The sequence below is a fragment of the Candidatus Thermokryptus mobilis genome, assembly GCF_900070205.1.
In the GTDB taxonomy this organism is placed as follows: Bacteria; Bacteroidota; Ignavibacteria; order Kryptoniales; family Kryptoniaceae; genus Kryptonium; species Kryptonium mobile.
Window position 1 is genome coordinate 23,428 of the sequence record NZ_FAOO01000010.1, and the last position, 24,639, is coordinate 48,066.

23 protein-coding genes and 1 pseudogene are annotated in these 24,639 nt (G+C 38.7%); 8 read left to right on the forward strand and 16 right to left on the reverse strand.

The genetic code is table 11. From position 1 onward, the window contains the following. Positions 1–2: 2 nt before the first annotated feature. From FKZ43_RS11690 to FKZ43_RS07490, 5 genes are read left to right on the forward strand one after another with little or no spacing between them, the layout of a single operon-like run. Positions 3–497: a BMC domain-containing protein gene (locus tag FKZ43_RS11690; protein ID WP_140945262.1), complete on the forward strand. Its 495-nt coding sequence runs from the start codon at positions 3–5 to the stop codon at positions 495–497. Between the two features lie 5 nt (positions 498–502). Then, complete coding sequence (locus FKZ43_RS07475) at positions 503–1,429, forward strand: CdaR family protein (protein WP_140945263.1); 927 nt, start codon at positions 503–505, stop codon at positions 1,427–1,429. A gap of 16 nt (positions 1,430–1,445) precedes the next feature. After that, on the forward strand, positions 1,446–3,032 hold the full coding sequence (locus FKZ43_RS07480) for a M14 family metallopeptidase (RefSeq protein ID WP_140945264.1): 1,587 nt from the start codon (positions 1,446–1,448) through the stop codon (positions 3,030–3,032). Between the two features lie 2 nt (positions 3,033–3,034). After that, a complete protein-coding gene (locus tag FKZ43_RS07485) occupies positions 3,035–4,051 on the forward strand; it encodes a DUF1028 domain-containing protein (RefSeq protein ID WP_235894716.1) in 1,017 nt (338 codons plus the stop codon). Further along, entirely contained in the window at positions 4,038–5,192 is a 1,155-nt protein-coding gene (locus tag FKZ43_RS07490; protein WP_140945265.1) for an MFS transporter, read from the forward strand. The genes FKZ43_RS07485 and FKZ43_RS07490 overlap by 14 nt, the downstream gene beginning before the upstream one ends. On the opposite strand, the gene FKZ43_RS07495 is transcribed toward FKZ43_RS07490, so the two are convergent. From FKZ43_RS07495 to FKZ43_RS07505, 3 genes are read right to left on the reverse strand one after another with little or no spacing between them, the layout of a single operon-like run. Continuing rightward, complete coding sequence (locus FKZ43_RS07495) at positions 5,179–6,243, reverse strand: ATP-binding response regulator (protein WP_140945266.1); 1,065 nt, start codon at positions 6,241–6,243, stop codon at positions 5,179–5,181. The two genes, FKZ43_RS07490 and FKZ43_RS07495, sit on opposite strands and share 14 nt — an antisense overlap. A 4-nt stretch (positions 6,244–6,247) precedes the next feature. Then, on the reverse strand, positions 6,248–6,796 hold the full coding sequence (locus FKZ43_RS07500; protein ID WP_140945267.1) for a hypothetical protein: 549 nt from the start codon (positions 6,794–6,796) through the stop codon (positions 6,248–6,250). Beyond that, positions 6,774–8,540: a two-component system sensor histidine kinase NtrB gene (locus tag FKZ43_RS07505; RefSeq protein ID WP_140945268.1), complete on the reverse strand. Its 1,767-nt coding sequence runs from the start codon at positions 8,538–8,540 to the stop codon at positions 6,774–6,776. Before FKZ43_RS07505 ends, FKZ43_RS07500 begins: the two co-directional genes overlap by 23 nt. Positions 8,541–8,679: 139 nt before the next feature. Between FKZ43_RS07505 and kdsA the strand changes: the two genes are divergently transcribed. From kdsA to uvrA, 3 genes and pseudogenes are all read left to right on the forward strand, one after another. Beyond that, a complete protein-coding gene (gene kdsA, locus FKZ43_RS07510) occupies positions 8,680–9,531 on the forward strand; it encodes a 3-deoxy-8-phosphooctulonate synthase (protein ID WP_140945269.1) in 852 nt (283 codons plus the stop codon). Then, a complete protein-coding gene (locus FKZ43_RS07515) occupies positions 9,528–10,034 on the forward strand; it encodes a KdsC family phosphatase (protein WP_235894717.1) in 507 nt (168 codons plus the stop codon). The genes kdsA and FKZ43_RS07515 overlap by 4 nt, the downstream gene beginning before the upstream one ends. 16 nt (positions 10,035–10,050) lie before the next feature. After that, a pseudogene (gene uvrA, locus FKZ43_RS07520) lies at positions 10,051–12,878 on the forward strand (excinuclease ABC subunit UvrA). Here uvrA and FKZ43_RS07525 read toward each other — a convergent pair. The 13 genes from FKZ43_RS07525 to FKZ43_RS07585 form a co-directional block, all read right to left on the reverse strand. Further along, complete coding sequence (locus FKZ43_RS07525; protein WP_140945270.1) at positions 12,875–13,705, reverse strand: ABC transporter substrate-binding protein; 831 nt, start codon at positions 13,703–13,705, stop codon at positions 12,875–12,877. The pseudogene uvrA and the gene FKZ43_RS07525 sit on opposite strands and share 4 nt — an antisense overlap. A 4-nt stretch (positions 13,706–13,709) precedes the next feature. After that, on the reverse strand, positions 13,710–14,504 hold the full coding sequence (locus FKZ43_RS07530; protein ID WP_140945271.1) for a histidinol-phosphatase: 795 nt from the start codon (positions 14,502–14,504) through the stop codon (positions 13,710–13,712). Positions 14,505–14,509: 5 nt separating this feature from the next. Beyond that, the gene (locus FKZ43_RS07535; RefSeq protein ID WP_140945272.1) at positions 14,510–15,412 is read right to left on the reverse strand and encodes a Rossmann-like and DUF2520 domain-containing protein; all 903 of its coding nucleotides are present in this window, start codon (positions 15,410–15,412) and stop codon (positions 14,510–14,512) included. Then, positions 15,409–16,266 (reverse strand): AmmeMemoRadiSam system protein B, encoded by an 858-nt coding sequence (gene amrB / locus FKZ43_RS07540; protein ID WP_140945273.1) that lies wholly within the window; start codon positions 16,264–16,266, stop codon positions 15,409–15,411. The genes FKZ43_RS07535 and amrB overlap by 4 nt, the downstream gene beginning before the upstream one ends. After that, positions 16,263–16,838 (reverse strand): AmmeMemoRadiSam system protein A, encoded by a 576-nt coding sequence (gene amrA / locus FKZ43_RS07545; RefSeq protein ID WP_140945274.1) that lies wholly within the window; start codon positions 16,836–16,838, stop codon positions 16,263–16,265. Before amrA ends, amrB begins: the two co-directional genes overlap by 4 nt. A gap of 71 nt (positions 16,839–16,909) precedes the next feature. Then, a complete protein-coding gene (ispE, locus tag FKZ43_RS07550) occupies positions 16,910–17,743 on the reverse strand; it encodes a 4-(cytidine 5'-diphospho)-2-C-methyl-D-erythritol kinase (protein ID WP_140945275.1) in 834 nt (277 codons plus the stop codon). Between the two features lie 3 nt (positions 17,744–17,746). After that, positions 17,747–18,289 carry a cob(I)yrinic acid a,c-diamide adenosyltransferase gene (locus FKZ43_RS07555; RefSeq protein ID WP_140945276.1) on the reverse strand — a complete coding sequence of 181 codons (543 nt, stop codon included), beginning with the start codon at positions 18,287–18,289 and terminating at the stop codon, positions 17,747–17,749. Further along, positions 18,264–19,124 (reverse strand): SirB1 family protein, encoded by an 861-nt coding sequence (locus FKZ43_RS07560; protein ID WP_140945277.1) that lies wholly within the window; start codon positions 19,122–19,124, stop codon positions 18,264–18,266. The genes FKZ43_RS07555 and FKZ43_RS07560 overlap by 26 nt, the downstream gene beginning before the upstream one ends. Further along, complete coding sequence (locus tag FKZ43_RS07565) at positions 19,121–20,011, reverse strand: LOG family protein (protein ID WP_235894718.1); 891 nt, start codon at positions 20,009–20,011, stop codon at positions 19,121–19,123. The genes FKZ43_RS07560 and FKZ43_RS07565 overlap by 4 nt, the downstream gene beginning before the upstream one ends. Then, positions 20,008–20,739 (reverse strand): SDR family NAD(P)-dependent oxidoreductase, encoded by a 732-nt coding sequence (locus FKZ43_RS07570; RefSeq protein WP_140945278.1) that lies wholly within the window; start codon positions 20,737–20,739, stop codon positions 20,008–20,010. The genes FKZ43_RS07565 and FKZ43_RS07570 overlap by 4 nt, the downstream gene beginning before the upstream one ends. An 18-nt stretch (positions 20,740–20,757) precedes the next feature. Beyond that, positions 20,758–21,237 (reverse strand): free L-methionine (R)-S-oxide reductase MsrC, encoded by a 480-nt coding sequence (msrC, locus tag FKZ43_RS07575; protein ID WP_140945279.1) that lies wholly within the window; start codon positions 21,235–21,237, stop codon positions 20,758–20,760. Between the two features lie 21 nt (positions 21,238–21,258). Continuing rightward, positions 21,259–22,368: a CAF17-like 4Fe-4S cluster assembly/insertion protein YgfZ gene (ygfZ, locus tag FKZ43_RS07580; RefSeq protein WP_140945280.1), complete on the reverse strand. Its 1,110-nt coding sequence runs from the start codon at positions 22,366–22,368 to the stop codon at positions 21,259–21,261. 62 nt (positions 22,369–22,430) lie between these two features. Beyond that, positions 22,431–24,602, reverse strand: a complete 2,172-nt coding sequence (locus FKZ43_RS07585; protein WP_140945281.1) for a S9 family peptidase — start codon at positions 24,600–24,602, stop codon at positions 22,431–22,433. Positions 24,603–24,639: the final 37 nt, after the last annotated feature.

Sequence of the window (24,639 nt, forward strand, 5' to 3'; positions counted from 1 at the left end):
CTATGATTGAATATGCACTCGGCTTAATAGAGACAAGAGGACTTGTAGCTGCAATTGAAGCAGCTGACGCAGCCTGTAAAGCTGCTAATGTTAAACTCGTCGGGAAAGAATATATAGGTGGAGGTTATGTGACGATCAAAATAATCGGTGAGGTCGCCGCAGTAAAAGCAGCTGTTGACGCCGGAGCAGCAGCAGCTCAACGCGTCGGCGAACTCGTCTCGGTTCATGTCATCCCAAGACCGATTGATGACCTTGAAATGCTCATCTATCCCGAAAAGCCATCCGAAATCTCAGGTGGTGAAATCTCCGTTGACCCAGCTGAACTTCCCGAGGCGCAATCGCCAGAAGAACTTCGCTCCCAGCTTGAAAATCTAACCGTGATGAATCTACGCTCAATAGCAAGGAAAATTGAAGGAATAGGTCTATCCGGTCGCGAGATCTCAAAAGCAACAAAAGAGGAATTAATTGAAAGAATTATCAAAGTGAAATTCGGTTGAACTAAATGAAAAATTATGTCTCACTCCTTGTCTCCTTCTCCTTCGCCTTTATTCTATGGTTGGTCGTAAACTTAAACGGCGAGTATGAAGAAAATTTCAAAGCTGAAATTTTAGTCAAAAACATCCCTACGGAAAAATCTCTTAAAAGCGACTATCCTGAAAATATAAATCTAAAAGTCAAAGGGCAGGGCTGGAAAATCCTGCCCATTTATTTTTTTTATCACCCTAAAATTATAATTGACCTTGCAAACATTCAAAAAAATTTAAACATCCGTCTCGTTAACAATCACCGCGTTATGTTCATACTTCCAAGTGGCGTCAAAGTAGTAAGCGTTGAGCCGGAGACATTGAGCATTGAACTTGATAAAAAAGCAACGAAGAAAGTTCCGATCGTGCTTGACTTTGAAATCAAAAAAAATGGATATGACTTCGCATATCCTCCAAGGTTAAACCCTGACAGCGTCACAATCACAGGAGCTGAATCAATCCTTGAAAAAATACAAAACATCAAAACGGGGAAAATCATAATTGAAAAAGAACAAAAGTACGAAATTGTTAAACTCCCGCTTGTAAATCCGAACAAACGATTAATTACCTTAAGCAATGAAACAGTTGAAGTCATCTACTCGGTAGATCAAATTGCCGAGAGGGAATTCAATCTCCCAGTTCAAGTCATAAATTTGCCACAAGATAAAGAAGTCATTCTTTTCCCGCCCGAGATAAAAGTTGTGTTAAGAGGTGCCCTTTCATCGCTTGTTGAACTTGAATATAAACCCAACGAACAGGATAAGAACTTAAAAGCATTCGTTGATTACCGAGATGTGGTAAGCGATAAAACAGGTCTTGTAAAACCACAGGTGATAGTTCCAGAAAACTTTAAACTCATAAGTTTCAGCCCTGAGGGCTTAAGTTATATCATAAGGCAAAAGTAAAATTTAAATTGACGCGATGCTTGGTTTACTTTTTGCTTTTCTATTTCAACTTTTCCAAATCAGCGAACTTCCGAAAACAAGAGCGGAGATTTCAAACTTCACAGAGACATCAACATATTCCGATGTAATCACTTTCATTGAAGGAATTTCTAAACAAAGCGAAATCATAAATTCAACCGTTTTCGGGAAAAGTTTTGAAGGCAGAGACCTTCCCCTTGTCGTTTTATCAAAGCCGAAGATTACCAGCCCGCAGGAAGCTCATTCAAGTGGTAAATTGATAGTTTTACTTCTCGGGAACATACACGCAGGCGAAGTTGAAGGAAAGGAGGCGATTCTTCACACCATAAGAAAATTCCACAGCGATGAAAAATTCAAAAAACTTCTCAACGAACTCATCATCCTTGCAATCCCAATTTTAAATGCCGATGGAAATGAAAAGATAAGCACTGCGAATAGACCACATCAGAAAGGACCAATCGGAGGTGTCGGTATCAGAGAAAACTCCCAAGGGCTTGATTTGAACAGGGACTTCACGAAACTTGAAACCCCGGAGATAACCTCTCTTGTGATGAATGTCTTCAACAAATGGAAGCCACATCTTTTGATTGACTGTCACACAACAAACGGTTCATATCACGGATATGTTTTGACCTATGCGACAAATTTAAATCCAAACGGCGACGAGAGGATAGCCTCATTTATCAGGGATGAACTTCTCCCAGAGGTCACTGAGAAGATGTTTAAAAAATATGGCTACAGGACATTCTTTTACGGAAATTTCATTGACCCGCTTGACCCTTCAAAAGGTTGGATCACATTTGACCACAGACCGAGGTTCGGGACCAATTACTTTGGTTTGATAAATCGCTTTTCAGTGTTAAGTGAAGCTTACGCATATGCCGATTTCAAGACAAGGATTGACGCCACGGAGAAATTCATAGAGGAAATTTTAATGTTCGCATCAAAAAACCGTAAAAAGATGCTGAAACTTATAAAACAAGTTGACAGCGAAACTTCAAGTGGGAAAATTGATTCGCTTGGGATAAAATTTCAAATCGCGGGAAAACCAGCTGAAATTTGGGGATATAAAACAATTGAATACATTGACTCATTGACCGGGGAGAAGAAAAGAAAGGTTAGCGACAAGATTGAACTCTTTAAAACAACAAACTTCGGCGAATTCAAAACCGTTAAAAAAAGAAGTGTGCCAGACGCATATGTTTTCCCAGGGAATTTTGAGGTCGTAGCGGAGAAATTAAAGCAGCACGGAATAAAGATAGAAAAAGTTAAAGGAAAGTTTAAAGCGAAGGCGGATGTTTTCATAGTTGATAGTTTGAAGCGATCCGAAAGAAAATTTCAAGGGCATAACGAAACGGAACTATTTGGTCGTTTTGAAGAAATGGAGGTTGAGATAGACAGCGGTTATTATTATGTTCAAACGCAACAGGAAAAACTTGGTTTGATTTTCTATCTCCTTGAACCGGAAAGTGATGATGGTTTTGCAAATTGGAATTTTTTTGATGAGTTTTTAATTGCTGAATTAAAAGACAAAGGCAAGGCGATTTATCCGGTTTATAAAATCAAAAATAAATTGAGGAGGTAAAAATGAAAACAGTGGCGGTTTTTTCAATTGCAGTTATGATTTTGTTTCTGTTCAATTTTCCTTCAAACTTCGTTGAGCCAAAGATAAGTGCGACTTTTTCAATAGTTGCCTTTGACCCTGAGGCAAGGGAAGTTGGCGTTGCAGTACAGTCAAAATTCCCTAATGTCAGACCTATAGTCCCTTGGGCAAAGGCGGAAGTCGGAGCAATAGCAACTCAAAGTTTTGCAAATGTCAGCTACGGACCAGTTGGACTTGCGCTACTTGAAAACGGTGCAACCGCTGAGCAAGCATTACAAATTTTGCTACAAAACGACCCAAAGAAAGAAATAAGACAAGTTGGAATAGTTGATTTCAAGGGAAATTCTGCAAGTTGGACTGGAAATGAATGCTTTGATTGGGCTGGTGGAATAGTTGGTTATGGTGAGGGGAAAAAATACGGCGGAAAGGGTCAAATCATCACAGGAAGATATTACGCCGTTCAAGGGAATATACTTGTTGATCAAAGAACTGTTGAAGCGATGGCAAAAGCATTTGAAGAAACAAAGGGAACATTGGCAGACAAACTCGTCTCGGCTCTCGTTGCAGGTGGGAAAGCCGGGGGCGATAGAAGAGGCGAACAATCAGCAGCTTTGCTTGTCGTCAAAAAGGGCGCTGGATATGATAGCACCATGGATAACTACATTGACATAAGCATCTACGATCATCCAAAGCCACTTGAAGAACTTCAACGACTTTACAATCTTCATAAACTTTACTTCTTCAAAAGCGATCCGAAGAACCTTGTAAAAATTGACGAAAAAATTTGTCGGGAACTTCAACAGATAATGAAAGACCGCGGATTTTACGATGGACCCGTCAACGGAATTTTTGATGCGAAAACCAAGAAAGCATTACAGGACTTCATGGGATGGGAAAATTATGATGTGAGGATAAGAGAGGATGACTTGATTGATATTGAAGTTTTGCAGGACATAAGAAAAAATTATGAACAATGGAAAGCTAAATATGGCAAAAAATAAAGCACTTGTAATCATAACTTTGCTCGGTCTTGTAAGTTTATTTGCTGATGTAACTTATGAAGGGGCTCGCGGTGTAACTGGACCATTTCTTTACACGCTTGGCGCTACAGCTGGGTTTGTCGGATTAGTCAGTGGTGTTGGAGAGTTGTTTGGCTATGGATTTCGCCTTGTAGCTGGATATGTCGCTGACAAAACAAGAAAATACTGGGCGATAACAATTTTGGGTTACTTCATAAACCTCGTCTCTGTGCCTTTGCTTGCCTTCGCTGGAAGATGGGAGATAGCTTCAATTTTAATTGTTGCAGAAAGATTTGGAAAAGCGATAAGGACACCAGCAAGGGATACAATTTTGTCCTACGCTTCTTCAAAAATTGGCTTTGGAAAGGGATTCGGGCTTCACGAGGCGCTTGACCAAATTGGAGCAATCGCTGGACCCCTTATCGTTGCAGGTGCAATTTCAACAAGCAAAAGTTATTCAAATGCATTTCTCATACTTGGAATTCCAGCTGCTATCTCCCTAATTTTCCTTTTAATCACCTCAGCAATTTATCCGAAACCGGAAAGATTTGAATCAGAAGATAATAAAACGCAAAATGCAAACCATTTCAGCAAAACCTTTTACCTTTATCTTTTATTTAGCGCCTTTACTATCTGTGGCTTTCCACATTTTCAAATTCTATCTTTTCACCTCAAAAAAATACAACTTGTAAGCGACGAAGTCATACCTCTTATGTTTGCCTTCGCCATGGGAGTTGATGCAATTGTAGCTTTGATAATCGGTCCGATTTTTGATCGTTTCAGATCAAATATCCTATTTCTAATTCCGCTCGTTTCAGCTCCTATTTCCGTTTTCGCATTTGCATTTGACAAAATACTTCCCGTAATGTTCTCAATTTTTCTCTGGGGTTCAACAATGGGACTTCAAGAGACAATTATGAAATCGGCAATTGCGGATATAATCCATCCAGAAAAAAGAGCTAGAGCATTTGGAATTTTCCACGGATTATATGGATTTGCTTGGTTTGCTGGAAGTTTTGTGATGGGCTTGTTATACGAGGTCTCAATTTATCTACTTATAACATTCTCTCTCTTACTTCAAGCTCTCTCACTTATAACCTTTTTACAGCTCAAGCGGACCTAACCTGTATGATAAACTTATTTCCCGAGGTCAGCTCTGAGGGTTCAACTAGGACAAAACCGCCATGTAGTTCAATCAACATCTGGAAAACTTTTAAACCGAGAAGGTTATATGGGGGTGTGAACTCAAAATTTGAAAGTGCGTATGGATTGAACAAAATTTTTGCGAACTCAAGCGGGAGCTTAGGCGCCTCGTCACGAACCACGACAAATACAAATCTTCCATCCTTGCCAGACCTTATCGTTTGAGTTATTGATATTGCTCCACCTGAGGGCATTGCTTCCGAGACCAAATCAATGAAAATTTTAAATCCCACCCTCAATAAGTTATCATCCCCTTGAATTATCGCCTCCCTTGCTAGGTTAAGTTCAAACTTCACATTTTCGTATTTCCCCTTAACTTCCTCAATTAAATTTTTCAGCAATGCGCTCAAATCAACAATTCTCATATCCATTTTTTCAACGCCAGCAACTATATCGTTTATAATGGTGTAATAATCCACGATCTCAAACCACTTTTTCAACTTCTTCAGGTCTTCTGAAATGCTAGCTTTAAATTCATAACTTATCCCCTCGCTCAATATCAAAATTTCCATCACTCCTTTAAGCGTTGAAAAAATCCTCTTTATCTCGTTTATAAAAAATTTCGCTGTGCCCGTTTGTGCTTTCTTCGCTTCAAGTTCAAGTATTTTCATCCTTAAAACTGACCTAACACGTGCGGTCAATTCAGCCAACTTTATCGGTTTGTAAAGATATTCAATCGCACCAAGGTTAAAACCGCGTTCAAGGTTTTCCTCATCAACATACTGCCCAGTAAGAATTATCACAGGTATATCTTTTGTTGAAGGGTTCTGTTTTAATTTAAATAAAGTTGTGAAGCCGTCCATAACAGGCATACTTATATCAAGCAAAATCAAATCCGGCTTCTTTTCTTGCGCAAGTGTAAACCCAACAAGACCATTTTCGGCCAATATGACATCATAACCTTCAAGTTCAAGTGCGTTTTTAAGGGTCTCCCTTAGCTCCTTTTCATCATCAACCACAAGTATCGTCATAAGATTAAGCTTTTTCTGTTTTAACTTCGTTTGTTTCCTCTTTTATCTCTTCAATTACAAGCTTTTCTTCAAACTCCTTCACCTCCATCAAAAGACGCTCAATCCTCCTGCATCCTTGTTCAATTGCCCTGACATCTCTTATAGTTTCATTGTCGTAGGGGAAACGTCTCTCAATCCTTGCCGATGCGCTCATGATTATAGTCAGCGGATTATAAATCAAATCCCTGAGGGAAAATGTGAAATCTTTTACCATTTTCAACTTCGCTATTTGCGTTTCATATTGTCTGATCTGTTCAAGCCGAAGTTTTTCCTCGCGGTGTTGTTGCTCCTTCAAATTGATAAGCTTTACAAAAAGATAAGACAAACCCCATATCCACAGAAGTGAATCAAAATGTGTAAATATATCAGAAAAAGACACAAAACCTTCCCTGATTTTTCTAAAAAGATCAAGCGTTGTGAAAAGATAGTAAAGGTAAATTATCAAAGCAGAAAAAAGGGCGGGATGTTTCAAGACAAAGTCATCAACAAACTCACGCCAAATTTTTCTTATCATTATGACTACCTCCATCTTTTGTTTGCTCTTCTGCAAGTGGAATTTTAAGTATAAAACTCGTTCCTTCGCCGACTCTCGTCTTTACATCAATTTGGATATTATATTTCTCAGCCAATCTTTTCACAGTAGCAAGTCCAATACCAGTGCCAACTGGCTCACTTGTATCACTACGGGTGTAAATCGTCGGCTTCGTCGTAAAGAACATATCCCAAATTTTGGGCAAAATATCGTCAGGTATACCTGTCCCAGTGTCGGTGATTTCAACTATCGCAAAACCGTTGTCCTTTTGCGTTTTAACGGTTAAGACCTTTCTCTCCGTGCGGTACATGGCATCTATTGCATTTTTAATTATATTTGTAAAAATTTGGGAAAAATCACTGTAAAGCCCTTTTACATACAACGGCTCGTTACAAAAGTTAAAATTCTTGTCAATTTCATGCTTGAAAAATCTATGCGCCTGTAAAAATGTTAGCTCCTCTCTCAAAAGAAGATTAAGATCAAAAAGTTGAAAATCGGTGCGACTATCCATAATCGCTTTAAACTGGAGGTTATTTATTATGTCATTTATCCTCTGCGCTTGCTTCATAATAATATCAACAATGTTTGGTTCAACATTTTTCTTTTTTAAAATCTCCGCTGCAAAAATTATTCCTTGTAATGGATTTTTTATGTTATGAGCAACACCAGCGCTAAGTTCACCTATTTCAGCAAGCCGACTCGCAAGTTGAAGTTGAATCTCAAGCTTTCTTCTCTCGGTTATATCAAGTATAATGTTGACGCTTCCTTTAAAAACTCCTTCTTCTCCAGCAAAAGGCGCTGAACTTACAATCACACTGTGGATATTACCTTCCATATCTTTAATTTCAATCTCATATGTAGAACACAAACCAGCTTCAATAGACTTTTCCTTTTCAAGGACAATCTCATGAAATCTATCCGGGATAAAATCAATAAATTTTCTGCCGATTAAATCATCAAAGCTTCTACACTTCATCAACTCGCCGAATCTATTGTTAATGTAAGTTATTTTAAGTTTAGTGTCAAGCAATACAAGTGCTTCATTCATAACATCAACTACGGTGCGATAAAGCTTTTCTACTTGTATTGTCCTCACCATATACTTATCAAGGATTATAACAAGAATTGAAACGCCAAGTAATGTAAGCAGAACTTGTTCAAAGAATAAAGATAAACGCACAAATTCCGGTGAGATAGCACTAATGAAATTAGCCACAGTTGTAAGACCGAAAAGTATCAATGATAGCCCAAACAAACGATATGAGGGCATTTTAGCAGTCCTCGCATGTAAGATAACTCTGACCCCAGCGATAAGGAAAAAGAGAAGGATAAAAAGAAGCGAAACTATATACCTCCATTTTTCACTAAAAATGAAATCACTTAACACCGATACAAATACCGCAAATGTTATCAGAGTGAGGAATTCACTTTTATGTTTAAATTTTTCACCCCATTTTAAACCAAGCGCACCCCACAGAAAAACAACACCGGCTGAAATTGAAAAAACTTGTTTAAGAAAAATCAAACGAGGTATTATTTTGCTTTCAAAAACGAGGGTTAAAAAAACAGAAGCGATGAGAAGTAGATAAGCGATAACCCAAAAAAGCAGATATTTCTCTTTTTCTTTTTCCCTGAGGTAAGCATAAAGAATTATGCCAAGAATGACCAAATCAACTGTGAAACCCACTAACTCAATGAGGAAATTAACTTCTCCAAGTGAGTGCACTAGACACCTCACTTTTTTATAAATTTTAACATTTAAAATTAACAATTTTTAAGAATTAATCAAACCGAGGGCTTTCAAAGTGCTCATTTTGAATTAAATTGCTTGTTTTTTAATTTTGATAAAAAATGTGGTGACTTTTATGACGAAAATAGTTGAAGTTAAAGGGATAAAAATCGGCGGTGGAAATCCAATCGCTGTGATAGCCGGTCCGTGCGTCGTTGAAAATTATGAAATCACATATCAAACGGCAAAAAGGGCAAAGGAGATAACAACTGAACTTGGGATGCCATTTATTTTCAAGTCAAGCTATAAAAAGGCAAACCGAACAAGTTTAAAGGGTTTTTCAACGATTGGGGAAAAGTTAGCCCTTGAAATTTTGGCGCAAATAAGAAAAGAACTTGATATCCCAGTTTTAACTGACATACACTCCGAACCAGAGGCGGAAATGGCTGCTGAATATGTTGATGTCCTTCAAATACCTGCTTTCCTTTGCAGACAAACTGAACTTTTAATAGCTGCTGGAAGGACAGGAAAAGCTGTTAATATAAAAAAAGGTCAATTCATGGCTCCAGAAGATATGAAATACGCTGCTGAAAAGGTCGCCTCAACAGGAAATGAAAAAATTTTGCTTACAGAAAGAGGAACCACATTTGGATATCACAATCTCGTCGTTGATATGCGTTCAATTCCAATAATGAGGTCAACTGGCTATCCAGTGGTAATAGATGCAACCCACTCTTTACAACTCCCAAGTGTTGGGGAAAAATCAGGAGGTAGACCGGAATTCATTTTCCATATAGCAAGGGCAGCTGTTGCTGTTGGTGTTGATGCAATTTTCCTTGAAACACATCCTGAACCGTCAAAAGCATTGAGCGATTCAGCAAGTCAACTCAAATTGGACTTTTTATATGAACTCCTTTATCAGGTAAAACAGATTGATGAACTTGTGAAAAAGTTTGACGAATTCACAATAAATCAGGATGTGCGGTGAAAGTAAGAAAAAACGCACTTGAAAAAGCAAAGAAAGTTAAAATGATTTTGCTTGATGTTGACGGTGTCCTAACAAATGGAAGCATAATTTATTCATCAAATTGTGGCGAGATTAAAGTCTTCAATGCTCAAGATGGCTACGGGATTGTCAGGGCGATTGAACTTGGATTGAAAGTTGGCATTATAACTGGGCGTGAATCTGAGATAATAAAAAGAAGAGCAAACGAACTTGGAATATCTGATTTAATTCAAAATGCGATTGACAAGGTCAAACCGTTTGAAGAGCTATCAAAAAAATATGGACTTGACAAAGAAGAGTTTTGCTATGTTGGGGATGATATACTTGACATCCCACTTTTAAAAAAGGTTGGATTCAGCGCAGCTCCTTCAAACGCAAGGACCGAGGTTAAAAGAATTGTTGACTATATCGCCTCATCTTCTGGAGGAAATGGCGCTGTAAGGGAAATAATTGACTTCATCCTGAAAGCGCAGAAAAAAATTTGAGTCCCTTAAATCTAAGATGCTTGAAAAGATAATAATCCGCGGAGCAAGACAACACAACTTAAAAAACATAAATCTTGAAATCCCAAGGGAAAAATTAATCGTCATCACAGGTGTATCCGGTTCGGGAAAATCTTCACTTGCTTTTGACACCATCTACGCCGAGGGACAAAGAAGATATGTTGAGTCGCTTTCGTCCTATGCGAGACAATTTCTTGATATAATGGAAAAACCAGATGTTGATTTGATTGATGGTCTAAGTCCAGCGATTTCAATTGACCAAAAATCAGTAAGCCACAATCCGAGGTCAACTGTTGGAACGGTGACAGAAATTTATGATTATCTGCGTCTTCTCTTCGCAAGGGTAGGTATCCAATTTTGTTATAACTGTGGGAAAAGGGTTCAAAAGCAATCAACAGATCAAATCGTTGAAAACATCTTGAAAATAGGCAATGGGAAAAGGATTGAAATTTTTGCGCCTGTCGTAAGAGGTAGAAAAGGTCATTACAGGGAACTATTTGAAAAAATATTAAAAGACGGTTTTCTGAGAGTAAGGGTTGACGGGAAGGTGCTTGAGATAACCCCTGGGATGCAAGTTGATAGATATAAAACGCACAACATTGAAATTTTAATAGACAAACTGACGGTTTCCGAAAACGCAAGGAGAAGGATTTATGAGGCGGTTGAACTCGCCCTTGATTATGGGAATGATTCAGTAATAGTCAATGATGGTTCTGAAGATTTATTTTTCAGCAAGCATCTCGCTTGTGTTGATTGTGGAATAAGTTATGAGGAACTTTCCCCGAATTCATTTTCTTTTAATTCACCTTACGGCGCTTGTCCCGAATGCGATGGGCTCGGAGAAAAAATGGAAATTGATGTGAAATTGATAATTCCAGATGATTCAATTTCAATTTCCGACGGAGCTATAGCGCCATATGGAAAAGAAAGGGATACTTGGGAATGGTCACTTTTAAAATCCGTCGCAAAAAAATACAAAATTGATCTCAACAAGCCCATAAAAGAACTTTCAAAGGAGAAACTTAACATCCTACTTTATGGCGCAGGGGATGAAAAATTTCAGGTGAAATACACCTACTCAGATGGATATGTAGCGACATATTTACATAAATTTGAAGGCGTGATAAATAACCTCAAGCAAATATACTACAATACGACATCTGAAAGCATTCGTGAATGGGTGGAAAGTTTTATGAGAGCTCAACCGTGTAAGTTATGCAACGGCAAGCGACTCAAAAAATCATCACTTGCGGTAAAACTCGTTGACGCCAAAACCGGTGAAAAAACCGGGATAGATGAGATCGTTGAAATGTCAATTAAATCTGCGTATGATTTTTTTGAGAACTTAAATCTTTCGGAGAGGGAATTTTTAATAGCGAATCAAATCCTTAAAGAGATAAAATCAAGGTTGAAATTTTTACTTGATGTTGGACTTGACTATTTAACGCTTAACAGACCTGCAAGAACACTTTCTGGAGGTGAATCGCAACGGATTCGTCTTGCTACGCAAATTGGCTCACAACTTTCCGGTGTACTTTATGTCCTTGACGAACCAAGCATAGGTTTACACCAAAGGGATAACCTGCGTTTGATCCAATCATTGAAAAATTTGAGAGACCTCGGGAACACAGTGATAGTCGTTGAACATGACAAAGAAACCATAGAAAACGCTGACTTTGTCATTGACCTTGGACCTGGGGCTGGTGAACATGGCGGATATGTCATAGCCATGGGAAAACCAAACGAACTTGACAACAACTCTATAACAGCACAATACCTTAAAGGAAAAAAGAAAATTGAAGTCCCGAAAAAAAGGAGGGAAGGAAATGGCAAATACCTTATTTTGAGGGGAGCTCGTGGAAATAACCTGAAAAATATAAATGTGAAATTTCCACTTGGAAAATTCATCTGCGTGACTGGCGTAAGTGGCTCTGGTAAATCAACGCTGATAAATGAAACGCTCTACAGAATACTTGCCAAACACTTCTACAATTCAAATGAAGAACCATTACCTTACACCTCAATTGAGGGGATTGAAAACATAGACAAGGTGATTGAAATAGATCAATCGCCAATTGGAAGAACTCCGCGCTCAAACCCGGCCACATACACCGGGGTTTTCACATTTATAAGAGAACTTTTTTCACAGCTTCCGGAATCTCGCCTTCGCGGTTATAAACCAGGCAGGTTTAGCTTCAATGTCAAGGGTGGTAGATGCGATGCTTGTGAGGGTTCAGGGGTAAAAAAGATAGAAATGCACTTCCTACCAGATGTTTATGTGACTTGCGATGTCTGCAAGGGAAAGAGATACAACAAGGAAACACTTGAAATTAAATACAAGGGGAAATCAATAAGCGATGTCCTTAATATGACTGTCTCCGAAGCGCTTGAATTTTTTAAGGATATCCCGAACATAAAAAGGAAACTCCAAACTCTCTACGATGTCGGACTTGGGTACATAAAACTTGGTCAGCCAGCCACAACCCTCTCAGGTGGTGAAGCACAAAGGGTTAAACTTGCAACAGAACTTTCAAAAGTTGCAACAGGTAAAACACTTTACATACTTGACGAACCAACAACAGGTCTTCACTTTGAAGATGTGAAAATGCTACTTGATGTCCTGAATAAACTTGTTGATAAAGGGAACACGGTTATAGTGATTGAACATAACCTTGAAGTTATTAAAGTTGCTGACTGGATAATTGACCTTGGTCCCGAAGGCGGTGATGACGGTGGTTATATCGTCGCTGAAGGAACTCCTGAGGAAATCGCCTAAATCCAAAGTCCTATACAGGAAAATTCTTAAAGAAGGAACTTGGAATTTAAAATGAATCAATTATACTCTTAAGCCAAGGCATTGCTTCCGTTATGAAGCTCGGACCATGATGTGCAAGGAAATCGTAAATCCCAGGTGTTATAAAAATCTTGCCCTCCTTCACTGCCTTGATATCTCCAAACCTCGCATTGAACATACTTAAAATCCTTTCTCTCTCCCTTCGCTTTGAAAACATCTTCGGCTCATAAATAATCAAATCGGGGTTCAAATCCTTAACCTTTTCATCATCGGACTTAAGCCATTCTGCAGGGAATTCCCCAAATATATTTACGCCTCCAAGAAGTTCAATTGCATCAGTTATATAACTATAAGCACCAAATGTCACAGGTCCTCCGAGGTCAATTTCAACATAAACCCTCGGTTTAACTTCCTTTCTCGCACTTGAAATCAAATTACCAAGCTCCGTTGTCAATTTTCTCTCAATTTCCCTTGCCCTTGAAACATAGCCGGTGACAGCTCCAACTTCAAAACAGGTAGCGATTATCTCAGAAACAGATGGCGGAAGACGAACGGGATAAACATTGAACTTATCGTTCAGCTTCTCAATGAGTTCAAGTTGATACCCGGTCGTAGTGAAAATTATATCTGGCATAAGTTCTTTTAGTTTATCTTCCTTGAACGAGTTATAGCTTCCAACAATGTTTTTCTTTCTTGCTGATTCCGGTCTTACGCAATAAACGCTCACTCCAACGACAAAATCCCCAAGACCCATTTGAAAAAGCGCCTCCGTGACAGCTGGGCTGAAACTAACTATCCTTTCGCATCTCTCGGGGAGAAAAAGTTCTTTATGTGTTAACTCGCAATAAACCTTTCTCAAACATTTACCTGATTTTTATTTCCTTCCTTTCCCTCTTATCAAAAACCGAAATCTTCCCATCCGCATATCTTTCAACCAACTCATAAGCCATGCTGAAATCGCGCCCAACATCCCCTGGGTCGTGCGCATCGGAACCAAGCGTAATCGGAATACCATACTCTTTGACAAGTTCAAGTATCTTAAACGATGGATAAATTTCTGCAACCTTATGTCTTAACCCCGATATGTTAATCTCAACGCACAAACCATTTCGCTTTATCATAGAAAAAATCTCCCTGATCAAATCCTCAAAATCATCGTTCGCCTTATGCCCGAACTTCTTTATCAAATCAAAATGACCAATCACATCAAACAACCCCGAACTAACAAGCTTTTTCATAATTTGATAATAACTTTCATACACAGCGTTGACATCCTGCCCCTCCCATTTCCACGACTGCTTGTGACTTGCTATGTTCCATTCACCGATGAAATGAATAGAACCGATGACATAATCAAAATCCCCATACTTAATAAAATCGCTGATGAAGCTAATTTCACTCTCAATGAACTCCGCCTCAATCCCAAACCTGATTTTAATTTTATCCCCAAACTCCTCAACGACTTCTCGGTACCAGCTTCTGTAAATTTCAAATTCCTCAACCTTCATCCTATGGTCAGGGTCAAAATCGCCAGGTAAAGGCATATGATCAGAAAGCCCAATCTCGGATAAATTTTTTGAAATCGCGCTTAAAACATAATCCCTTGGTTCACCTTTTGCGTGGTTGCAAAGTTTTGTATGAGTATGGTAATCTACCATAGCGCTCAAAATACTTTCTTTCCGATATATGAACTTACAAGGTCAAGAAATTCGGACGCCCGTTTAGCCGATATACTACCCTTCTTAAAAGCAACTCTTATCGTCTCAATCGCAAGCGACGAATAAAGCGGAAGGATTTCCGGGAACCTACTTTTTAATTCTTCAAGATGCGATTTCACTGTCTCAATGTCACCCCTTTCAATAGGTCCAGTTAGCGCCTTAATCGGTCCAAATGCACCTGCGTTTTTCAACGATGCATCAATCAAAGGGAATAAAAATTTATGGTCAAAACCTATACCAGCCCTTTCAAAAATTTCATCAACGGCATTTAACAAAGACACCAAATAATTTGAAGCGAAAACACAAGCGATATGATAAAGAACCTTTTGCGATTTCTCTATCAAAACTATGTTCTTATCAAAGCCGTAAAAAATCCACCTTGTTATGTCATAAATTCTCTCGCTACCCTCAAGCGTAAACCTTATCTTTTTTATTTCATCCAAAGAGTGGTCAAAATGGGAAACAGAGTAAATTGGATGCAAGGAGCCAACCTCAGCACCTCGGTTCCTAACTTTATAAAGGACATCACTTGACATAACCCCGGAAGTATGATAAACGACGAGATTTTTAAAGTTTAAGTTTTTTAATTCTGAGATTTCACAAGCGACACTTTCAATTGCTGAATCTGGCGTTGTTATAAACACAACTTCAACACTTCCTGGCAAATCACCGATAAATTTCCCTGAAAATTCAACTTTAACCCTTTCTTGAAACCTTCTCAACGATTCATCGCTTCTGCTGATAACAGCTACAATTTTGTGTCCGATTATCTCAGATAAAAATTTCCCAATCAAAGTCCCAACTCTCCCAGCACCTAAAATCGCTATGTTGAAGACCTTGAAAGTCAATTCACACCAACCTGTTTAAATAAGACAGCTGAAAGATAACCCACAACGCCAGTTCTATCTCCCGTGACATCGCCAGAGTTACAATAATGAAGTATTTCAGATTTATCAGCGCCGAGTTTTTTAGCTGCACTCATAACAGCAACCGTTGGTCCACCACCACATGCTTCACATCTTTGCTGTTCAAGGTCGTCCATAAGTTTCTCGGGGCTAAATTCCGCGACATCATCAATCACGATCTTATCAAACTTCAATGCGATATCATAAGGATAATAATGTGATAGATCTGTGCTCGCAACAAGAAGGACATTTCTATCTTTCAAAACCTCTCCAAGTATATCGCCAAGCCGAAAACAATAATCCGCTTTTTGATCACCCATAACAATTGGAATTAGTTTAAAATATCCAAGCGACTTCTGAAGAAATGGCAAATGAACTTCTATGGCGTGTTCTTGTCTGTGCCCGTAAGCTGAAAATTCAATCAAACCATTGCCCCTTTCAACTATCAATTCGGCTAAATCAACATCAATTTCTATTTCCCCTAGTGGTGTTTTGTATGCCCTTCCATCATAAACCGAAATGCCATCAAAATATTCCCTATGACTTGGCGAAACAACGACGACAGTATCAAAACTTTTACCACGAAGCAAAGAATAAGCAACAGCGGCTGTTTGACCCGAATACATATAGCCTGCATGAGGTGCTATTATACCTTTAATTTCACCGTTGATTTTCTTATCACCTACTATATCAACCGACCTTTCAAACATCTTTTCAATTTCTGCGTTTAAAATTGATGGGACATCCGGGTAGAATAATCCAGCAACAGCTGGTGGTCTGACTTTTTCTTTGATCATAATTTTTCGCTCATTTTTTGTTTGAAATCGCTCTCTTTGAAAATTATCGCAGAGAAAATATAAATTTCCGTCCCTTCGCTTTTCCAACAATCCGGAGGTAAGCCCGCCTTCAAACAGGTGTGCTCAAGGAATTCATCTCTTGTTAAGTTATGCTCAATTGCAACCTGAGGTAAAAGAAGCCCACGCCTCCACCCCTTCTTTATCATTATCCCATGCTCACCAATTTTTATCTCATCAACCGACTTAACAGGTCTCAATGGCGACAAAACCGAAATCTCTATCTCAAGATTTTCAACCTCATACGGTTCAACCGGTGGAAATCGCGGGTCCTCAAGAGCTGCTTTTGCTGCAACTTCGTTGACCGTCTCAGCTAGTGGTTTTACAGCCTCAACATATCCAATACAACCACGCAAATTATCGTTAATGGTTATCGTCACGAAAGCACCACATGGTGTTTTCAAATTTTCAGTGCTCGGCATAACTTCGGGAAGTTCTCCCCCATTTACGACGCTTGTTATTGATCGGCGGGCAATCCGCAAAAGTTCAATTTTCTCTTCATCGGTGAGGTTCATCGGATCCTCAAAATTAAATTTTCCAACAATAAACTAATTAAAATTACAAAATTTTTCAAGTCCAACAAACATCACCTCAAAATGAAAACACGATAACCGCCAAACGCCGAAAGAATTTCCTCCTCATTCCTTATCTCATCAAAAAAGCCAAATACAGTTGAACCGCTCCCCGACATAAGCGAGAACAAAGCCCCAAGCTCATAAAGTTTTGCCTTTATCTTCCCTACCTCAGGATAGTGCGAAAAAACAAGCTCCTCAAAATCGTTCTCAATCTCCATCTTCAAATTTTCAGGCGAATTGATATACTGAATGAAAATTTCCTTCAAACTTCTCTTTCCGGCATGGTCTCGCAGTTTCAAATTTCCATAAGCCCAGGCGGTTGAAATTTTTATGTTCGGATACACTAAAACAATTTTATAAGGGAAATCAACTTGTAGCGGTTCAATCACCTCACCACGACCGGTGGCATAAGCCGTCCCTCCCCTTATGAAGAAAGGAACATCAGAACCGATCAATCCAGCAAGCTCGCAGAGGAAATCCCCATCAGCTCCTGTCTCAAACAGAATGTTAAGTGCTTTCAAAACACCGGCAGCATCACTACTCCCACCCCCAAGCCCAGCTCCAACTGGAATTACCTTCTTCAAAAAAATCCTCACCCCAGAATGTATCCCAAAACTTTCAATAAAAATCCTCGCTGACCTCAAACACAAATTTTCAAAATCCAACGGGACTTCGCTTGAATCTGTCTCAAACTCAATCCTATCTGAAACTTCAACTTCAATCTCATCAAAAAGCTTGACCTCGTGAAAAATCGTCTCAATATCGTGATACCCGTCTGGACGTTTTCTCAGAACCCTCAACCCAATGTTTATCTTTGCGGGCGATAAAACCTTGACACTTTCCATATCTCAAACACCCCATTTTATATCATCAACACCTTCAATTTTATTCGCATATCTTGCAAGGACAAAAAATAAATCAGATAGGCGATTCACAAAAGGGATTACTTTTTCATTTATCTTTTCAACTTCAGAAAGAGAAATTATCCTCCTTTCAGCTCTCCTACAAACAGCCCTTGCGAGGTGCAAAACGGATGAGAGAAAACTCCCACCAGGAAGTATAAAATTTTTTAACTGTTCAAGCTCTGCTTCCAGTTCATCAATAAAATTCTCAACAAGTTTAACATCTTCTTCGCCTATCCTTTTCAACTTCGGGCTCTTAACATCAAATGGGGTGGCAAGGTCAGCTCCAAGCGTAAACAAAAGATTTTGAACCGTTTGAACTATCTCATTTATCTTTTCATCCCTTGAAATAGATCTCACAATACCAAGCACAGCGTTAAGTTCATCAACCGTCCCGTAAGCTTCAACTCTAACATTGTTTTTCTTCACCCTTGCTCCACCGAACAGTGATGTTGTGCCATCATCACCTGTGCGCGTGTAGATTTTCATCAAAACTTTCAACCAATTTTATTATCTCAATCAATTTGTTCGCCTTCTCAACATAACCATTGTTTCTATAAGCGAGAACGAGATTTCCAAACATCCTTTTCACCACTTCCCTTGCGGTTGCCCGCCTAAAGTAATCATCCTTTGGAACATACCCGAGTTGAGAAAGCAACCTCTCACATTCCAACCTTGACATCAACCTCCCACCGTTAAATGGATCAATGAAAATTTCAAAACCATTTGACTCATACTTCACTATAAAATGCCCTGGCATTCCAATTCCATAAACAGGCAGGTTAATCCTTCTGCCAACAAGAATGTAAACAAGCGATAATGTGATCGGTATGCCTATTTTCCTGTCAATGACACGATTTATGTAAGAGTTATCCGGCTCATAATAATTTTCAAAATTGCCCCTGAAACCTTTCTCAAAAAAGAAAAACTTATTTACAGCATCAATCACATCAAGCACATCTTCCTTTGTATAAAGTCGCTTTCTCAAATCAACGGCCATAAGGTCAAGAATTTCAGAATAACTTTTGAAATTCACATCCGGATACGCAAACTTTGCGACAAGAAAAGCACCCCGTTCAAAATCTTCACCATCATTTTTAAAATAATCCACAACCGCATCAATGTATCCTTTATAACGCAACGAATCAATAACTTCATCAAGTAAAATCTTCAACCTCGGATTTGCATTTTCCCTATACTTGCTTATCAACTGGGCATGGCTGGGGTCAAGACACATCAATTTTTCATAAGCCGTTTTTGCGACGAAAGAATCTTCATCATCAAGGAGTTTTATAAGCGAAACTATGTATCTTTCAGAGATCAAAGATAATGCTTCGTCAATTCATTTTTAAGATATTCAAAAGCTTCAACTGGCGAATCAACGAATTTAAAAAGTTTCAAATCATCCTTATCAATGACACCATATTCAACCATCGCATCAAAATTTACAATTTTACGCCAATACTCTGTCCCGTAAACTAAAACAAGAAGTTTTTTCTTTATCTTGCCCGTCTGAAGAAGTGTCAAAACCTCAAATAATTCATCAAGCGTTCCATATCCGCCAGGGAAAATAACAAGCGCCTTTGCAAGATAAACAAACCAGAATTTTCTCATAAAGAAATAATGAAACTCAAAGATCAATTCATTCGTGATATACGGGTTTATCTTTTGCTCATATGGCAAACTTATGTTAAGACCTATACTTATACCCTTTGCCTTTGCTGCCCCCCTATTTGCTGCTTCCATAATCCCTGGACCACCACCAGAACAGACCACAAAACGCCGACCGTTTGCATCGCCAAGTCCTTTTGACCACTCGGTTATCAATCTGGCAAGTTCAACAGCATCTTCATAATACCTTGACATATAAAGTTCAACTTCTGCTTTCTTTCTCTCTTCAAGCAACGACAGAGGAACATCCTTTCCCTTTGTCTCAAATTCTTTTATCCTGTTTTCAATCTCTTTAAGTTTTGCTCTCACCTCTTTCATCGGTTTCGTTCTTGCCGAACCAAAGAAAACAATCGTATCAACAATTTGATATCTCTTAAACCTTGAGAGTGGCTCAAGATACTCAGCCAAAATCCTCAAAGCCCTTGCATCAGGGCTGTTTAAAAATTTTAAATTCTTATACGCCTTGATCGGTTGTTTGTTTGAATTTAATGCTTCCTTGACTTCCTCTTTTGACATCTCGTTCAAATTTTTGTTTATCATAAAATTGACCTCCCACCGTCAACAGCTATAACTTGACCAGTTATGTAATCCCCTTTCGTCGCCAAAAAAACAACAACATCAGTTATATCTGACGGCTTGCCATATCTTTTAAGCGGAATTTTACGCTCAGGTATATGCTTTATTTCACCCGTTTCCTCACCCGGAATTATTATAGTCCCTGGGGCAATTGCGTTAACAGTGATATAAGGAGCAAGTGCCTTAGCCATTGCCTTCGTCAACATTATCAAACCCGCCTTAGCAACATTATATGCGATGTGCTCCGTCCAAACCTGTAAACCACCAAGCGAAGCGATGTTTATAATCTTGCCTTTCTTCCTTTCCAACATATACTTAACAACTTCCCTTGAACAAAGAAACTGACCTTTTAAATTAGTATCAATCACACGATCCCATAACTCATCTGTTATCTCCCAAAATTTAACTGGCTTTGGGAAAATTGCTGCATTATTCACAAGGACATCTATTTGACCAAACTTTTCAATCGCCTTTTCAACCATCTTCTTGACTTGCCCGCTGTTGGTTATATCCGCCTTTATGGCTATCGCCTCACGACCGAATTCTTCTATCTTCCGCAGTGTTTTTTTCGCTTCATCCTTTGACTGATTATAATTCACAACTATATCAAATCCAGCCTCAGCTAAAGCAATCGCAATCTGACGCCCAAGCCGTCTCCCAGAACCAGTAACAAGCGCAACTTTCTTTCCCATCCTCCTAAAAAATTTTCTTTAAAATTTCTCCAAAAGAATTTCAACAAGCTTTTCAAGATAAAACTTATCCACCTCGTCAAAATTATCCAATTCATAACTGTCAATGTCAAGAACTCCAAGAACCTCTCCATCCTTTATTATCGGGACAACTATCTCAGACCTTGAATCGGGGTCGCAATAAATATGCCCAGGGAATTTTTCAACATCAGGGACAATTATCGTTTCCTTTCTTAAAACGGCTGTCCCACAAACACCGCTTCCAACTTTAATCCGCGTGCACGCAAGTTTCCCCTGAAATGGTCCAAGGACAAGCTCACCATCTTTCATCAAATAAAAGCCAACCCATGAAAAAGATGGAAACGCTTGCTTTAAAGCAGATGTCACATTGGCAAGATTGGCAATTAAATCGCTCTCATCCTCAACAAGTGATTTTATCTGCGGTAAAAGTTCAGTATATATTTCGTCCTTTGTCTGCCCTTTTACAATTATCTGCTCCATTGCCAATTAATTCCCTTAGTTTTAAACTGAAAACGGAGGTAATATTACAACCGCATCATATCTATCGCCTCCAAACTCAATCTTAACTTTCTCCCCTTGAACTGCAAACTTTACCTTTAAATATCCCAAAGCAATATACTTTTGAAAACCATACGAATACACAACGCTTGTCACCTTTCCAACTTCTTCATCATCTGAAAAAACGATCGCATCTTTGTCAAATTTTAACTTTCCTTTCTTATCTTCAATTATAAAGCCAACAAGGCGTTTCTGCAATTTATTATATGAATCAATCCTTGCCAAAACTTCCTGCCCGATGTAACATCCCTTTGAAAAACTAACGAATTTGATCAGGTTTGCTTCAAGAGGATTGTAATCCTTGGTTATCTCCCTACCGAAAGATGGAATACCAGCTTCAACCCTTAACACATTAAAAACCTCGTGTCCAACCGCCATTAAACCTTTGCTTTGCAACAATTTCCAAATTGCAACAGCGTCATCGCGCCTGCAAACAAGATTATATCCCAAAGATGAAAATTCATCAACCCTCACTATGAAAACTTCATTTCCAATTATAAAACCACGGACGAAGTTATAAAGAGGCATCTTTGAAATGTCAAGGAAATGCTTGTGATCAACTTTAAATTCAGAGGAGATAACCTCATTCGCACCATATCCGTAGACGGAGATGATTACATAATCGTCGGTTATGTCTTCGTATTTTACATCGTCAATAATTATCAATTTATCAAACCAGGATTTAACATCTTCAACCGACCCGGGGCTTAAAAATAAAATTGCTTCTTGATGACCATTTTCAACTTTCAAAAGGCAAAGGTTAACAACATCAATCATCTTCCCCTTCTCATCTGTTAAGACAGTGACAGCCCCTGTCCCTGGTGTCAATCCCCTTAAATCGTTTGTTGAAATTCTATTCATAAAATCAATTACATCCTTACCCCAAAGGCGTAACTTCCCAACATTAGCCCTGTCAATCATTACGCTTGATGTTTTAGCGAACTTATATTCCTCAATCGGATTCACATAATGCTTTGGCATCATCCAACCGAAATAATCGCCGAAAACCGCTCCAAGGTCAAGGTGTATTTCATATAAAGGCGACTTTTTCACAAAGCGAAACTCTTGTTTTTAAAATTTAGAGAAAAATAACAATTTTGAGAAATTCAGTCAAATTACAGATTCTCAAGGATAAAATTCGTTATAAGCGTAAAAAGATGATACCTTGTGTCACGCCCAGCGATGCTATGATCCTTGTTTGGATAGAACATCGTCCAAAATTGTTTCCCCGCTTTTTGCAACTTATCAACAAGTTGTATTGTGTTTTGCCAATGAACATTATCATCTGTTGTCCCGTGAATGACGAGATATTTCCCCTTCAAACCATCAACATACTTTAAAACCGAACTATTCTCGTATCCCTCTGGATTTAATTCCGGGGTTTGCATATACCTTTCGGTGTATATGGTATCGTAAAGTCGCCAGGTCGTAACAGGAGCTACCGCAACTGCAAGCTTAAAAATATCACCGAATTTGAATAGAGTTAAACTTGACATATAACCACCGTAGCTCCAACCCCAGATGCCTATGCGAGCGCTATCAACAAACCTGTATTTTCTCACAAGGTAAAGAGCTGCTTCTGCCTGGTCTTTTGACTCATAATAACCCAAATTTTTGTAAATCACATCTTTAAACGCTTTACCCCTTGCGCCAGTCCCACGCCCGTCAACGCTGAAAATTATATATCCGTTCTGCGCCAGATATTGATACCAAAGATAATTCCCAAGATACGCATTCCTAACTGTTTGGCTTCCCGGACCTCCATAAACATAAAAGAGAACAGGATATTTCTTTGTTGAATCAAAATTTGCCGGTTTCAACATCCAGGCATTTAACTTAACGCCATCAGATGTCTCAACAACTTCAAAAGTTATTTCCCCTTTTTCATAACCAGCGAGGACATCATCTGGATTGTCAACAAGCGTTCGTATAAATCTACCACGATAATCAAAGAGTTTCCACTTAGGCGGTTTTGAAATAGTTGAATGATTGTCAATGTAATAAACACCAGTAGGTGAAAAATTAACACTATGCCAACCGGATTCAGCGGTCAATTTTCTCTTATTGCGACCGTTAAAATCAATTACATATAGATGTCTCTCAAGTGGCGATACCTCAGTAGATGTATAATAGACCTTCCTGTTTCTCTCATCAACAAAACAGAGTTGATCAACCTCAAATTCCCCAACAGTTATCTGATTAACAAGTTTCCCATCAATCCTATAAAGATATAAATGCAACCAACCATCCCTTTCACTCGCCCAAATGAAATGCTTTCCATCGTTCAAAAAGGTCAAATAGTCATGGACATCAATCCAGGTCTTTGAAACCTCTTTAAGTATAACTTTCTGCTCACTTGTTTTAACATCATAAAATATAAGTTCAAGCTGATTTTGAAGCCGATTCAACTTCTGATACGATAAAACACCAGGCGTCTTCGTCCAGTTAATCCTCGGAATGTAAATATCTTCTTCCCCAAAATCAATCCACTTCGTCTCACCCGTTTCAACATCAACGACACCTATCTTTACTTTTGAATTTGGATAACCAGCATATGGATAACGCTGATCAACGACTTTCAAATATGTCGGTTCATAATCAATCAACTTAAAAACAGGAACATCCGACTGATCAAGTCGCCAAAAAGCAATAAATTTCCCATCCGGAGACCACTCATATCCATCTATTATGCTGAACTCCTCTTCATAAACCCAATCAAAATTCCCATTGATTATCGTCTCCGAACCATCAAATGTAAGCTGTTTGAAATTTCCCGTCGCAATTTCATAAACATATATATTGTTGCTTCTGACAAAACTTATAAATCTACCGTTTGGTGAAAATTTAATTATCGCTTGCGTTTCTTCTGTATCCGTTATCTTCTTAAGCGTCCCCGTCTTGATATCATACAGGTAAAAATTCCCACCCGTCTTCAATTTCCTTGCTGGCAAACTACCAGTGAAAAGTATATACCTCTTATCCGGCGAAAAGAAATAGGCACTTACATCCTTTGAAAAACCTGAAACTTGAGAATCAAGACGAGCATAATTGACTATAAGCGTTTCTTTACCTGTTCTCAAATCGTATCTGTAAATCGCCATTGACCGGGAAAGCGAATCATATTTAATCGTCGTATAAGCATCCTCACCAGGTAACCATTGCATTGAGAGAAAATTGATCCTAAACTTCGCGGACCTAAAGATGTCATCAAGTGTTAGTTTCTTTTGTCCATAAACTGTGAAGGTAAATAAAATGATCAAAAAGAAGTATGCTTTCGCCTTTCTCATAGCAGAAAAATTTTTGTTTTTAAATCTCGTTAATATG